The sequence below is a fragment of the uncultured Methylophaga sp. genome, assembly GCF_947259025.1.
GTDB lineage: Bacteria > Pseudomonadota > Gammaproteobacteria > Nitrosococcales > Methylophagaceae > Methylophaga.
The window spans coordinates 301715-314544 of sequence record NZ_CAMYKO010000004.1 but is presented as its reverse complement, the minus strand read 5'-3'; the positions used below and the strand labels follow the sequence as shown (position 1 = coordinate 314544).

The window sequence follows — 12830 nt, the reverse complement described above, 5'->3', positions numbered from 1 at the left end:
AAATAATTCCTCTGTTAATAAACCCAGTCAGGCAGGGTGTTTGATTTCTGCTTTCTGTTCCCTGCACAACAATGCTTGAACTGATTCGCGCGGATCGTAACCCTGAAACAGGATTTTGCATACCTGTTCGACGATGGGCATTTCCACTTGTGCCTGTTGAGCCCGAAGCAGGACTTCACGGGCAGCATGCATGCCTTCCACCGTTTTGCCAAGCTGTTTCACCGCTTCATCCACATTTAGGCCGCCACCAATGGCCAGCCCCAGTTGCCGGTTTCGGCTTTGATCATCGGTACAGGTGAGAATCACGTCACCGATACCGGCCAAGCCGAATAAGGTTTCAGAATCAGCCCCCAGCGCAGCCGCCAACCGCCGAATCTCGGCCATTCCGCGGGTAATAAGCGCAGCGCGGGCATTGGCGCCATAACCCAGCCCATCAGAAATGCCGGCTGCAATGGCCAGTACATTTTTCACCGTGCCACCGATCTGTACGCCCAGCATGTCATGCGTGGTGTAGATCCGCAGCGTTTGTGAATGCAACAGACTCACCAGCGCTTCGGCAAAATCCTGATCCGGTGAAGCCACAGTCACCGCGGTTGGCAGGTTAGAAGCCACTTCGGCAGCAAAAGAAGGCCCCGAAATCACCGCCAGCGGATGACTTTCGCCCAGCTCTTGCCGTGCCGCTTCATGCAAAAAACGACCTTCATCCGGAGTCAGCCCCTTGGTCGACCAACTGACCGGCACATCCGGTCCCAGCCAGGGTTTGATCTTCCGCAGCGTCTCAACAAAAGACTTGCTGGGCACAGAAATCAATACGTGCCGGCAATGTCGCACGGCATGTTCCAAGTCCGGGGTCAGTTTCAGCGCTTCAGGAAAGCGAATTTTAGGCAGATAACGCGCATTGCTTCGCATTGTTTCCATCGCGCGCATTTGCTCGGCATCACGCCCCCACAGCCACACATCGTGGCCTTTTCTGGCAATCGCCAGCGCCAGTGCCGTACCCCAGGCACCGGCACCGATGACTAATGTCGGTAAAAGCTTTTCAGCCACTTGCCGTCCTGACTATCAGTGGGTTGCTTCTGACTGTGCTTGTTGCGCCTGTTTCTGGGCCTGCTCTTTCTGGTGCAGGTACATGGCATCAAAGTTGACCGGTGACAGAACCAGTTGCGGGAAACCGCCCTTAGTCACCAGATCAGCCACAACTTCACGTACAAACGGGAACAAGGTGTTGGGGCAGTAGCTACCCAGCAGCGGGCCCATTTCTTCGTTGCTGTAGCCGGTCAGGGTAAAGATGCCAGCTTGTTTAACTTCAACCAGAAACGCGGTTTTATCATCGACTTTGGCCGTAACCATGACAGTCAATACCACCTCATGGTTGTCGTCATCAATACGCTTGTAGTCATTGCCCAGTTGCAGATCCAGCTTGGGACGCCATTCGTCACGGAAAACTTCCGGCGAATTAGGCGACTCGAACGACACATCTTTGGTATAAATTTTCTGAATAACGAAGCGCGGCTTTTGCTGTTCTTCGCTGCTTGCTGCTGTATTTTCTTCAGCCATCTTTCTTCCTTCTCTACGATTGTGCCAGGAGACTATCCAACTTTTTGGCGCGATCAATCGCTACCAGGTCGGTGTAGCCGCCTATGGCTTTGTTATTAATAAAAATCTGCGGCACGGTACGTTGCCGGCTTTTCTGCATCATTTCCTCACGTCGGGCCGGATCCAGATCGACGCGAATCTCTTCATAGTCCACCCCTTTACGGTCAAGCAACTGCTTGGCCATAACGCAGAAAGGACATTGCGCAGTAGAATAAACGATTACATTTGCCACGATAAAACCCTGTCGTGCTCGAAATTAACTAAATAAAGGCAGCTTCGCCTCTTTCCAGGCGTGCAAGCCACCGGTTAACACATAAACCTGCTCAAAACCCTGACGGCGCAATTGCTTGGCAGCACTGCGTGCCCGCTGACCACTGGCACAGACAATCACCAGCGGCTGATTTTTGTCCTTGAGTTGAGCGGCGTCCTCACCCAGGCTTGCCAGCGGCAAGTTTATGGAGTCGGCGATATGCTCTTTATCAAACTCATCCTTGCTGCGCACATCAACAAATTGACCTTTGTTCTGATTGACCAGCGTCACAGCCTGGGTCGCGCCCAAAGGCCGTAAACCGCTTAATTGACGGTTAATCGAATCAGAAAAAACCAGCCAGGCCAGGACCACAAAAGCGGTTACCAGGATCCAGTGATTAACAATAAATTCACCCAGGTTTTCCATTTCACTCCACTCAATACATAGAATCTGATGCTGGCAGGCAGCACCCTTTTTTGCATTATGTTGATAATGCGGATGGGTCTAAGTTTAACCCGGTGATCAATACGGTAAGCATTGCGGCCAATCGTTTCAGCCGTGCTGAGCGAGCCGGGATAAACCGGCCCCGTCTGCAGCACTTTATTCAGCGCCAACAAACTTCGATAGTCGCAAACCAGCCTCAGCAAAAACCCGGCTGACAACGCGATCACGCCGCTTTCAAAGTCCTTGCCGGAGCGTCAGGCTGAGGCTTTACGGCCGGATTGGCCAGAGGCTCAGCCAGTAGCGGCGACTGTATTTCATCACAAAAGCCCATATAATACACGGCTAATAAGCTGATTAATATAAATGACACCGGTCAGCGACAAGAGAGCCCGACCACGACTAGCTTTAAGGACTTTTTAATGACGCTCAAACACCGACCACTGGCGCTGATTATCATGGACGGCTGGGGATACAGTGACGATCCTGATAATAATGCTATTCACGCCGCCCACACCCCTGTCTGGGACAAACTCTGGCAACAATACCCGCATACACTGATTCACGCTTCCGGCCAGGGGGTAGGCCTGCCCGGCGATCAAATGGGCAACTCCGAAGTCGGCCACCTCAACCTCGGTGCCGGCCGGGTGGTTTACCAGGAATTTACCCGCATCAGTAAATCTATTGAAGAGGGCAGTTTCTTTGATAATAAAACGCTGACTTCGGCGGTAGATAAAGCGGTTGAAAACGATAAAGCCGTGCATATCTTCGGCCTGCTCTCAGATGGCGGCGTCCACAGTCATGAAGAACATATCCATGCCATGGTCAAGCTGGCTGCAGAGCGGGGTGCAAACAAGATCTTTGTGCATGCCTTCCTCGATGGCCGCGATACCCCACCACAAAGTGCCCAGGCCGGGATTGATAAGCTGGAAGCCGTCTTTACTTCACTGGGCAAAGGCCGCTTCGCCAGCATCATCGGTCGTTTTTATGCCATGGATCGCGACAAGCGCTGGAACCGCGTAGAAGCGGCCTACCGCCTGGTCGCAGAGGGCGAAGGTGCGTTTCATGCTGACTCGGCCAGCGAGGCGCTGAATAATGCCTACGCCCGTGAGGAAACCGATGAATTCGTCAAAGCCACCAGCATCGGTGAACCGGTGCGCATCGAAGATGGCGACAGCATCGTGTTTATGAACTTCCGCTCAGATCGTGCCCGTGAGCTGACTGAATGCTTTATCCAGCCAGATTTTGATGGCTTTGAAAAACCACGTGAGATTGCACTCGCTGATTACGTGACGCTCACTGAGTACAAAAAGGATTACACCGCGCCCATTGCTTTTCCCAACGAAAAGATGAATAACATTCTGGGCGACTACCTGTCTTCGTTGGGCCTGAAACAATTGCGCATCGCTGAGACCGAAAAATATGCGCATGTGACCTTTTTCTTTAATGGCGGCCTGGATACCCCGTTTGAAGGCGAGGATCGCATTCTGATCCCATCACCCAAAGTCGAGACCTACGATCAGCAGCCCGAGATGAGTGCGCCGGAAGTGGCTGATAAACTGGCTGAAGCAATCCGTTCTGACAAATACGATGTCATTATCTGTAACTTCGCCAACGCTGATATGGTCGGTCACACCGGCAACTTTGATGCAGCTGTTAAAGCCGTGGAAACCCTGGATAGTTGCTTGGGCCAGGTCTGGAATGCTTTAGAGCAGGTGGGCGGCGAAATGATCGTCACCGCCGATCATGGTAATGCCGAGCGCATGGTCAATCACCAAACCGGTCAGGCGCATACTGCCCATACTAATAACGTGGTGCCGCTGTTATTCGCCGGTCGTGACGCTGTCTGCCATGAGCATGGCACCCTGTCGGATATCGCCCCGACTATGCTGAGCCTGCTGGAGCTGCCTATCCCGGCTGAAATGAGCAAACACCTGCTGATTGAAGCCAAAAACTGATTGATGATGTTGCTGCGTCTCGCTTTTGTTTTGCTGTTGTTGCTGATGTCTGCCGTTCGTGCAGACGAAGATTCAGCACAGCGGCTGGAATCCGTAAAGCAGGAAATCGATACGCTCAGTGACGATCTGTCGCAGAAAAAGGCCAGCCGCGAAGAGATGTACGCGCGGCTGAAAGCCCAGAGCCGCAAAGTCTCCGAACTCAACCGTGAACTGCGCGCACTGCAACAGCAAATCAATGAGAAAAACGCGTCCCTGCAGCAATTGCGAGAACAGGCCGGTATCAAGGAGGAAGAGCAGCAACAGCAACTGGATGCGCTCTATGCGCAGATGCGTGCCGCATTTATCAACGCCGAGCCCAGTTATCTGGAAATGCTGCTCAATCAACAGGATATCGCGACTCTGAGTCGCGGCAGTACCTATTTCCGTTACTTTCACCAGGCTCGCAAAAATCAATTGGAAACCATTAACCAGTTGTTAAGCGAGCTTAATGAGGAGCAAAAAGCGCTATTACTGGCTCAGCAGTCACTGGAAGCGGATAAAGCCCGGCAACTGGAAAAACAGCAAGCTTTGCAACAGGAAACCGAGAAACGTCAGCACACACTGGCGGCCCTCGATAAACAGATCTCTGGGCAGGATGCCCGGCTTAGCGCACTTAGAGAGGAAGAACAAAATCTGCAGTCTTTGCTCGACAAGTTGGCCCGCGAGCGCGAACAGCAGGCCATGGCCGAAACGAAGCAGCAGCAAAAGCAAACGGTCACCCCTAAATCAGTGCCGTTGAAACCAAACACACCTTTTTCACGTCTGACAGGTAAGCTCGACTGGCCGCTCAGTGGAAAACTGCTGGCACGCTATGGCAGCCCGCGAAATCTTGGTAAACTCAAGTGGCAAGGCATTGTCATCGACTCGCCCACCGGCCATGATGTGAGAGCCACAGCCGCAGGGCGGGTGGTGTTTGCTGACTGGCTGCGGGGCTTTGGTCTGCTGGTCATCATTGATCATGGTGAGCAGTACATGACTTTGTATGGCAACAATGAAACGCTGCTGAAATCTGCCGGTGAAACGGTTCAGGCAGGAGAAGTGATTGCCCAGTCCGGCGAGCAGGGAATTCGCGGTCTGACCGGACTATATTTTGAAATTCGTCACCGTGGCGCTCCCACCAACCCTATCAAGTGGCTGGTGAATCGGGGTTAGGCGAGACGGTGCCAAACACGAAGGAATTTTTATGCGCTTGTTTAAACGTGATTTCGGACTGATAACCAGCGGTGTCATTCTCGGTGCCAGTCTGGTGTTCGGCCAGATGGTCTTTGCCGAGCGGGAAGCCGTCAAACCCGATCTACCACTGGAAGATTTACGCACTTTCTCCGAAATCTTCGGCCGTATCAAAAGTAGTTATGTGGAACCGGTAGAAGACAAAAAGCTGCTGGAAAATGCCATCCGTGGCATGTTGTCAGGGCTGGATCCCCATTCCACCTACTTGGATCTGGAAGACTTCCAGCAACTGCGTGAAGGCACCTCAGGCGAATTCGGCGGTCTCGGTATCGAAGTCAGCATGGAAGACGGTTTTGTCAAAGTGGTCGCCCCCATTGATGACACCCCCGCTGCGGAAGCCGGCATCCAGGCCGGTGACCTGATCATTCGTCTCGACGACACACCGGTCAAAGGCATGACACTCAATGATGCGGTTGACATCATGCGTGGTGAACCCGGTTCGAAGTTACTACTCACTATCATCCGGGAAGGGGAGGACAAGCCACTTAAAGTCGAATTAACCCGTGATGTTATCAAGGTGAAAAGCGTCAGACATGAAATGCTGGAACCCGGCTACGGCTATATTCGTATTTCCACTTTCCAGTCACGCACCGGCGCCAGCCTGCGTGAGGCTATCACTGAACTGAAGCAGGACAGCGACGGCATGCTGAACGGGCTGGTACTCGACCTGCGTAACAATCCGGGCGGGGTGCTGGAAGCCGCTGTCGATGTCTCTGATGCCTTTATCGAAAAAGGCATGATTGTTTACACCGATGGTCGTATTGCCGACTCCGACCAGAAATTCCACGCCACGCCCGATGATCTGCTCAAAGGCGCGCCTTTAATCGTGCTGGTTAATGGCGGTTCAGCCTCAGCTTCGGAAATCGTGGCCGGTGCTATCCAGGATCAGAAACGCGGTATCGTGCTGGGCAGCAAAACCTTTGGTAAGGGCTCGGTGCAAACCGTGATGCCATTGACCAACGAAACTGCGGTCAAAATGACCACCGCGCGTTATTACACGCCGTCAGGCCGCTCGATCCAGGCCGAGGGTATTGTGCCTGATATCGAAATTAATGGTATTCATATCGCCGAAATTCAGGAGAGTGAATTCACGCCGCTGCGTGAGCGTGATCTGACCCGTCACCTGGAAAATGGCGAAGAGGAAGACAATGCCGCGGATGATGCCGCTCCAACCGGGCAGGATGATGCTGACAGTGCGTCTGAAGAAGCAGAGTCAGAGGCCAAAAAACAACCACTGGAAGTCAGAGACTACGTACTGTCTCAGGCGCTGAACCTGCTCAAAGGCATGAATATTCTCAAACGCTAAGCAGGAGCGCACCATGGCCAGTGTTTTGATTCCGCTTGCAGACGGTTTTGAAGAACTGGAAGCCGTCACCCTGATTGACCTGCTGCGTCGCGCCGGTATCAGCGTGACCACGGCCAACCTCAATCAACAACACAGCTTGACGGCAAGCCGTCAGGTGAAGCTGGTCGCTGATAGCCTGTTGGATGAGGTGCTGGAACAGGACTTCGATATGTTGTTAATGCCCGGCGGTCAGCCGGGCACCAACAAACTGGATGCCGATGAGCGCATTCATGCTTTAATTAATCGCCAGCAACAGGCTGACAAGTACCTGGCGGCTATCTGTGCGGCGCCCATGGTGCTGGCTAGTAGCGGCGTACTGGACGGCAAGCGTGCCACCAGCTACCCGGGCGCTCTGGACCCACAGAAATGGCCTGATATCGATATCTGCGACGACCCGATAGTCATTGATGGCAAAATCCTGACATCGCGTGGCCCCGGCACCGCTATGGATTTTGCCCTGACCATAATCGAACTGCTTAGCGATAAATCCACCCGCGACCAGGTTGAAACCAGCCTGGTCCGTGCCTGAGATACCACCATGCCCTTAACTGCTGCTGACTTATCCATCCTGCTGATTGAACCCTCTGCGATGCAGCTGAAGCTGATCATGCGCCATTTACAACAGGCTGATGTGCGTCAGATTGATAGCGCCCGCAGCGGCAAAGAGGCCCTGGCGCAAATCGCCAAGTATCCGCCCGACTTGGTGATCACCAGCATGTATTTGCCGGATATGTCGGCCGATCAACTGATTTCTGAGGCACAGCAGGCTGAGACCGATAGTGATATCGCCTTTATGCTGATCTCCAGCGAGACCGGACAGGATGCGCTGGAGCCCATACGCCAGGCCGGCGTGATGGCGATTCTGCCCAAACCTTTCAATCATGAGGATCTGCAACGCGCGATCCGCGCAACGCTGGATGTGATTGATCCGGCCGAGATTGAATTAGAGAGCTATGATGTCAGCGAGCTCAATATCCTGCTGGTGGATGACAGCTTTACCTCACGTAATCATCTATCACGGGTTTTGGGCAGCATGGGAATCAGCCAGATTGATCTGGCAGAAAACGGCCGTGAGGCGGTCAAGCTGTTATCCCAGCAACGATATGACCTGGTGGTAACCGATTTAAATATGCCGGAAATGGATGGGCATGAACTGACCCGCTACATCCGCAAGCAGCTGGGGGATGTCGTCTTACCCATCCTGATGGCCACCACTGAAAACAACCAGACCCGGCTGGGCAATGTGCAACAGGCCGGGGTATCAGCGATTCTGGATAAACCCTTCGAACCGCAGACGATTCGCGAAATGCTGTTCCGGGTGCTGGAAGCCTGACTAGCTGTTCTGATTGATACCGCGCTGCTGTCCCAGTTCAACAAACTGCTGCATATAGGGCGTGTCCTTTTCACCATCACGCATTGCGGCAAACAGGGTTTTTCTGACTCCCTTTTTACCCAGTTTCACTATGGTCACCGGCAGGTTTTGCGTGTAGTTTCGTGCCAGCCAGTCAGGTAACACGGTGACGCCACGTCCCAGCGCGACCATCTGGATCATGATCTCGAGCGACTCCATCGCCTTATGCCTGGGGCTGATCCCGGCGGGCATCAGGAACTGGGTATAGATATCCAGCCTTTCATGGGCTACAGGGAAAGTAAGTAATAACTCACCTGATAATGCATCAGCTTCCACTAGGCGTTTTTCTCCCAACTGATGCTGCTTATCAACCAGCAATACCAACTCATAATCAAACAGCGGCGAATAGTTCAGTCCGGTCTGATTAACCTTGTCCGGTGTCACCAGCAAGTCAATGTGATGGTTGAGTAAGCCCTCCAGGCCGGAAAACTGGAATTTATGCACAATATCGACATCCATCCTGGGCATGATCTGCAGATACTCGGCCAGAATGCCCTTCAGCCATTCATAGCAGGGGTGACATTCAACTCCGAGCCTCAGGATCCCCTGCTTGCCGTCGGCATAGGCTCTGAGGGTGTTTTCCGTCTGTTCGATCACCGGCAGCACCTGCCGGGCCAGTCGCAGCAATAACTGCCCCGCCTGGGTCAGACGCAGCTTTCGGCCCTGACGCTGCCATAAACTGACCTCGAGCTTCTGTTCCAGGTAACGAATCTGATGCGACAGAGCGGGCTGGGTTACAAACAGGGCATTGGCGGCCGCGGTCAGACTGCCATGCTCGGCCAGTGCCTGGATGATCCTGAGATGATTACGCTCAATCATGTATGAGGTTCACTTATAGTTTTGTTAAAAAATATCATTATTACTTATCAGTTGAGCTCATTACAATGGCCGCCACGTTCTGACAGATAAGGAAAAATCATGGTAACCACACACAACCTCGGCTTTCCGCGTATCGGACAACGCCGCGAACTCAAATTTGCATTGGAAAACTACTGGCGTGGCGACAGCGCGCTGAATGAGCTGGAACAACAAGCCGCTGAACTGCGACGCCAACACTGGCATCAACAAAGTCAGCTGGACTGGCAGCCGGTAGGAGACTTTTCCTTCTATGATCATGTGCTCGACACCAGCCTGCTGGTCGGCAATCTGCCGAAACGCACGGATAAACGACTGGCCGAGACTGATCGGTATTTCCAGGCAGCCCGCGGTCAGTCGTCCAAAACTTTGCAGCAGACCCCGATTGCGGCGGCTGAGATGACCAAATGGTTTGATACCAACTATCATTACCTGGTCCCCGAATTTGATACTGACACCCAGTTTGAACTGAATGCTGAACGTCTGCTTTCGCAGTATCGCGAGGCCGTCAGCCAGGGCCATCAGGCCAAGCCGGTGTTACTGGGTCCGGTCAGTTATCTGTGGCTGGGTAAAAGCAAGGACGAGAGCAATAAACTGGATTTGCTCGACGCCCTGTTGCCGGTCTATGAGCAGTGTCTGATCGCGCTGGCAGAGGCCGGTGCCGAATGGGTGCAGATTGATGAACCGATTCTGGCCACCGAGCTGGATCAACACTGGCAACATGCGCTGAGCCAGGCCTATTTCGCCCTGCATAAAACACCGGTCAAACTGTTGCTGACCACCTATTTCGGTCCCTTGCGTGAAAACCTCAACCTGGCCTGTGAACTACCCACTGCTGGCCTGCATATTGATGCTGTCAAAGCGTTGGATGAGGTCATCAAGGTCATAGACTGGTTACCCCCGCATAAAATACTCTCTCTGGGTGTGATTGATGGCCGAAATATCTGGAAAGCCGATCTGAGCAAGCTGCTGAACTGGCTTGAGCCCATACATCGGCGCCTGCAGGATCGGCTATGGCTCGCCCCATCCTGTTCGCTATTGCATGTACCTGTGGATCTGGAGCAGGAAAGTGGCTTGGATAGCGATATCACTAACTGGCTGGCATTTGCTGTACAAAAGCTGCAGGAACTGGCTTTATTAGCTGATGCCCTCAATCATGGCCGTGACAGTATCCAGGCCGATCTGACAGCCAACCGGCAAGCCATCACATCGCGCCAGGATTCGGTCAAAGTACACAAAGCCAGTGTGCAACAGCGACTGGCGGCAGTAACTGACAGCATGAGCCAGCGGCAAAATCCTTATTCGCAGCGTATTGACGCCCAGCAACAGCGTTTCCCACTGCCATTATTCCCAACCACGACGATTGGCTCGTTCCCGCAGACAACCGCCATTCGCCAAAGCCGCCTGCTGTATCGCAAAGGTGAGCTGGACCTGGTCAGTTACCGGAAAGCTATGCAGGAGCAAATCCAGTATGCGATCAAAGAACAGGAAACACTGGGACTGGACGTGCTGGTGCATGGTGAAGCCGAGCGTAATGATATGGTCGAATACTTCGGTGAACAACTGGAAGGCTATGCGTTCACCCGCTTTGGCTGGGTACAGTCCTACGGCTCGCGCTGCGTAAAACCGCCGATTATTTTTGGTGATATCGATCGGCCCAAAGCCATGACACTGGACTGGATCAACTACGCTCAGTCGCTGACCGATAAACCCGTGAAAGGCATGCTGACCGGGCCGGTGACCATGCTCAACTGGTCTTTTGTTCGCGATGATCAGCCGCGCAGCCAGACCTGTCTGCAACTGGCGCTGGCCATTCGTGACGAAGTGCTGGATCTGGAAAAAGCCGGTGTCGGCATTATCCAGATTGATGAAGCTGCATTGCGAGAAGGGCTGCCTTTAAGGCAGCAGGACTGGCAGCACTACCTGGACTGGGCGGTCAACTGTTTCCGCATCACCGCGAACGGAGTCAAGGATGAGACCCAGATCCACACGCATATGTGTTATTCGGAGTTCAATGACATTATCGAGGCGATTGCAGCGATGGATGCCGATGTGATCACCATCGAAACCTCACGCTCGGATATGGAGCTATTGGATGTGTTTAACGCCTTTGACTACCCCAATGAAATCGGCCCCGGCGTCTATGATATTCACAGCCCCAATATCCCCAGCATCGCAGAAATGCAGAAGCTGATGGAAATGGCGGCGCAGCGGATTCCGCCGGAAAGACTCTGGGTCAATCCGGACTGTGGTCTCAAAACCCGTCAGTGGGCCGAAGTGAAACCGGCTCTGAAGGCTATGGTAGATGCCGCCCGTCAACTCAGGCAGGATGCCGCGGCCTGATCAATCTGCGGACAGACAGGGCAGGCAGGCCCTGAGTGTTCGTTTTCTACCATTCAGCCGGCAGTTGCTGCGACAGGTAATCGAACAAAGCCGTCACCTTGGGAGTTTTGGCATAGCGATCTGTCATGCAGAAAAAGAACTCCAGCGGCTCGGCTTCCACTTCAACCTCTGGACCATGCTCCTGGTTGAACAGTGGAATTAATTGACCATTATCGATATAGGGTTGCGCCACAAAGGCGGCCAGCCGTGTAATGCCGCCTCCTGCCATGGCTATTCTCGCCAGCATATCAATATCATCGCTGATCATCGTCGCCTTGACTTGCGGTTGATAACGCTGCCCGTCACGAATAAATGCCCAGGGGAAAATCTTGCCATCTACCGGGATCCGGAACATCAGACAGTCATGCTGCAATAGAGCCTGGGGTGAGTCCGGACAGCCGGCTTGTTCCAGATAAGTGGGTGCTGCACAGAATAACAGCGGCACCGTGGCGAGTCGACGAGCAATAACCCCATCCTCAAGCTGCTGTCGAATACGGATACTGATGTCGACGCCTTCCTGGATATGATCAATCCGCCGATCCGTTGCCACTACTTCCAGACTAATCTGTGGATAAGCCTTTTGGAAACCCGGTATCAACGGTGCCAGCACATGACGGGCAAAAGCCGCCGAGCAGGCTACTTTCAGCTTGCCTCCGACTTCTCCCTGAAGCGCTGAAACCGCTTGCTCAGCCAGTTCCAGCTCCTGTAACAACCCTTTTACCCGCTGAAAATAAATCTCACCGGCATCGGTCAATGCCAACCTGCGGGTCGTGCGGGTTAATAGGCGAGTGCCCAGTGCCGCTTCCAGACGAGCGATATTCTGACTGGCGGCAGCTGGGCTAATGCTGAGCGCTCTTGCCGCTGCAGCGATACTGCCAAGCTCGACTGTCCTAACAAAATTTTCGACACCGCGCAGATTATCCATCGTCAAAACAATCCAATTATGTAAAGTTTATTAAGTTTAACTTAACAGTCTTTATAGGACGAATCCTCTAGTTCGCTCGCTACCGGCCGCTTAAACTAGCCCCCATGATGTTCAAGGAAAAACAAATGAGTAAAGCGAAACAACCACATACAAAACGCCGAAAACTACCGGTCAGTCTGACACCGGTGGTTTTCGCCTTTTTTATGTCAGCGATTATGGCTGTGCTGATGTGTCTGATTATTACGGCGGTCAATCAGGGGTTTGGTGATGGTTATCTGTTGGCCACAGTACAGGCCTATCAAATCGCCATGCCCTCAGCATTTATCTGCGTGATGCTGGTTCGGCCACTGGTAACCAAGCTGGTGGGTTACACCGTGGAAAAGGCCTGAGCCTATAGT

Annotated in this window: 13 protein-coding genes; 7 read left to right on the top strand and 6 right to left on the bottom strand. The window is 53.1% G+C overall.

Annotated elements, in window-relative coordinates:
* Positions 1 to 27 precede the first annotated feature (27 nt).
* The 4 genes from Q0X64_RS04685 to Q0X64_RS04670 are packed head-to-tail and all read right to left on the bottom strand — an operon-like array spanning position 28 to position 2272.
* The gene (locus Q0X64_RS04685; RefSeq protein WP_297809385.1) at positions 28 to 1047 is read right to left on the bottom strand and encodes an NAD(P)H-dependent glycerol-3-phosphate dehydrogenase; all 1020 of its coding nucleotides are present in this window, start codon (positions 1045 to 1047) and stop codon (positions 28 to 30) included.
* A 15-nt stretch (positions 1048 to 1062) separates the two neighbouring features.
* Complete coding sequence (secB, locus tag Q0X64_RS04680; RefSeq protein ID WP_297809384.1) at positions 1063 to 1557, bottom strand: protein-export chaperone SecB; 495 nt, start codon at positions 1555 to 1557, stop codon at positions 1063 to 1065.
* A 13-nt stretch (positions 1558 to 1570) separates the two neighbouring features.
* Positions 1571 to 1828 carry a glutaredoxin 3 gene (grxC, locus tag Q0X64_RS04675; RefSeq protein WP_366517476.1) on the bottom strand — a complete coding sequence of 86 codons (258 nt, stop codon included), beginning with the start codon at positions 1826 to 1828 and terminating at the stop codon, positions 1571 to 1573.
* A 24-nt stretch (positions 1829 to 1852) separates the two neighbouring features.
* Positions 1853 to 2272, bottom strand: a complete 420-nt coding sequence (locus Q0X64_RS04670) for a rhodanese-like domain-containing protein (RefSeq protein WP_297809383.1) — start codon at positions 2270 to 2272, stop codon at positions 1853 to 1855.
* A gap of 437 nt (positions 2273 to 2709) precedes the next feature.
* On the opposite strand from Q0X64_RS04670, the gene gpmI reads away from it, so the two are divergent.
* Genes gpmI through Q0X64_RS04645 form a run of 5 tightly spaced genes read left to right on the top strand, consistent with a single transcriptional unit; the run spans position 2710 to position 8192 of the window.
* Positions 2710 to 4245 (top strand): 2,3-bisphosphoglycerate-independent phosphoglycerate mutase, encoded by a 1536-nt coding sequence (gpmI, locus tag Q0X64_RS04665; RefSeq protein ID WP_297809382.1) that lies wholly within the window; start codon positions 2710 to 2712, stop codon positions 4243 to 4245.
* 3 nt (positions 4246 to 4248) lie between these two features.
* On the top strand, positions 4249 to 5436 hold the full coding sequence (locus Q0X64_RS04660) for a peptidoglycan DD-metalloendopeptidase family protein (protein WP_297809381.1): 1188 nt from the start codon (positions 4249 to 4251) through the stop codon (positions 5434 to 5436).
* Positions 5437 to 5467: 31 nt separating this feature from the next.
* The gene (locus Q0X64_RS04655; RefSeq protein ID WP_297809380.1) at positions 5468 to 6820 is read left to right on the top strand and encodes a S41 family peptidase; all 1353 of its coding nucleotides are present in this window, start codon (positions 5468 to 5470) and stop codon (positions 6818 to 6820) included.
* A 13-nt stretch (positions 6821 to 6833) separates the two neighbouring features.
* Positions 6834 to 7388, top strand: coding sequence for a DJ-1 family glyoxalase III (locus tag Q0X64_RS04650; RefSeq protein WP_297809379.1), 555 nt, complete (start codon positions 6834 to 6836; stop codon positions 7386 to 7388).
* Positions 7389 to 7397: 9 nt separating this feature from the next.
* Positions 7398 to 8192, top strand: a complete 795-nt coding sequence (locus tag Q0X64_RS04645) for a response regulator (RefSeq protein WP_297809378.1) — start codon at positions 7398 to 7400, stop codon at positions 8190 to 8192.
* Here the strand turns inward: Q0X64_RS04645 and Q0X64_RS04640 are convergent, their stop codons facing one another.
* Positions 8193 to 9089: a LysR family transcriptional regulator gene (locus tag Q0X64_RS04640; RefSeq protein ID WP_297809377.1), complete on the bottom strand. Its 897-nt coding sequence runs from the start codon at positions 9087 to 9089 to the stop codon at positions 8193 to 8195.
* 99 nt (positions 9090 to 9188) lie between these two features.
* Between Q0X64_RS04640 and metE the strand changes: the two genes are divergently transcribed.
* Entirely contained in the window at positions 9189 to 11468 is a 2280-nt protein-coding gene (metE, locus tag Q0X64_RS04635; RefSeq protein WP_297809376.1) for a 5-methyltetrahydropteroyltriglutamate--homocysteine S-methyltransferase, read from the top strand.
* A 46-nt stretch (positions 11469 to 11514) separates the two neighbouring features.
* On the opposite strand, the gene Q0X64_RS04630 is transcribed toward metE, so the two are convergent.
* Complete coding sequence (locus Q0X64_RS04630) at positions 11515 to 12432, bottom strand: LysR family transcriptional regulator (protein ID WP_297809375.1); 918 nt, start codon at positions 12430 to 12432, stop codon at positions 11515 to 11517.
* Between the two features lie 125 nt (positions 12433 to 12557).
* Between Q0X64_RS04630 and Q0X64_RS04625 the strand changes: the two genes are divergently transcribed.
* Positions 12558 to 12821 carry a DUF2798 domain-containing protein gene (locus tag Q0X64_RS04625; protein ID WP_297809374.1) on the top strand — a complete coding sequence of 88 codons (264 nt, stop codon included), beginning with the start codon at positions 12558 to 12560 and terminating at the stop codon, positions 12819 to 12821.
* Positions 12822 to 12830: the final 9 nt, after the last annotated feature.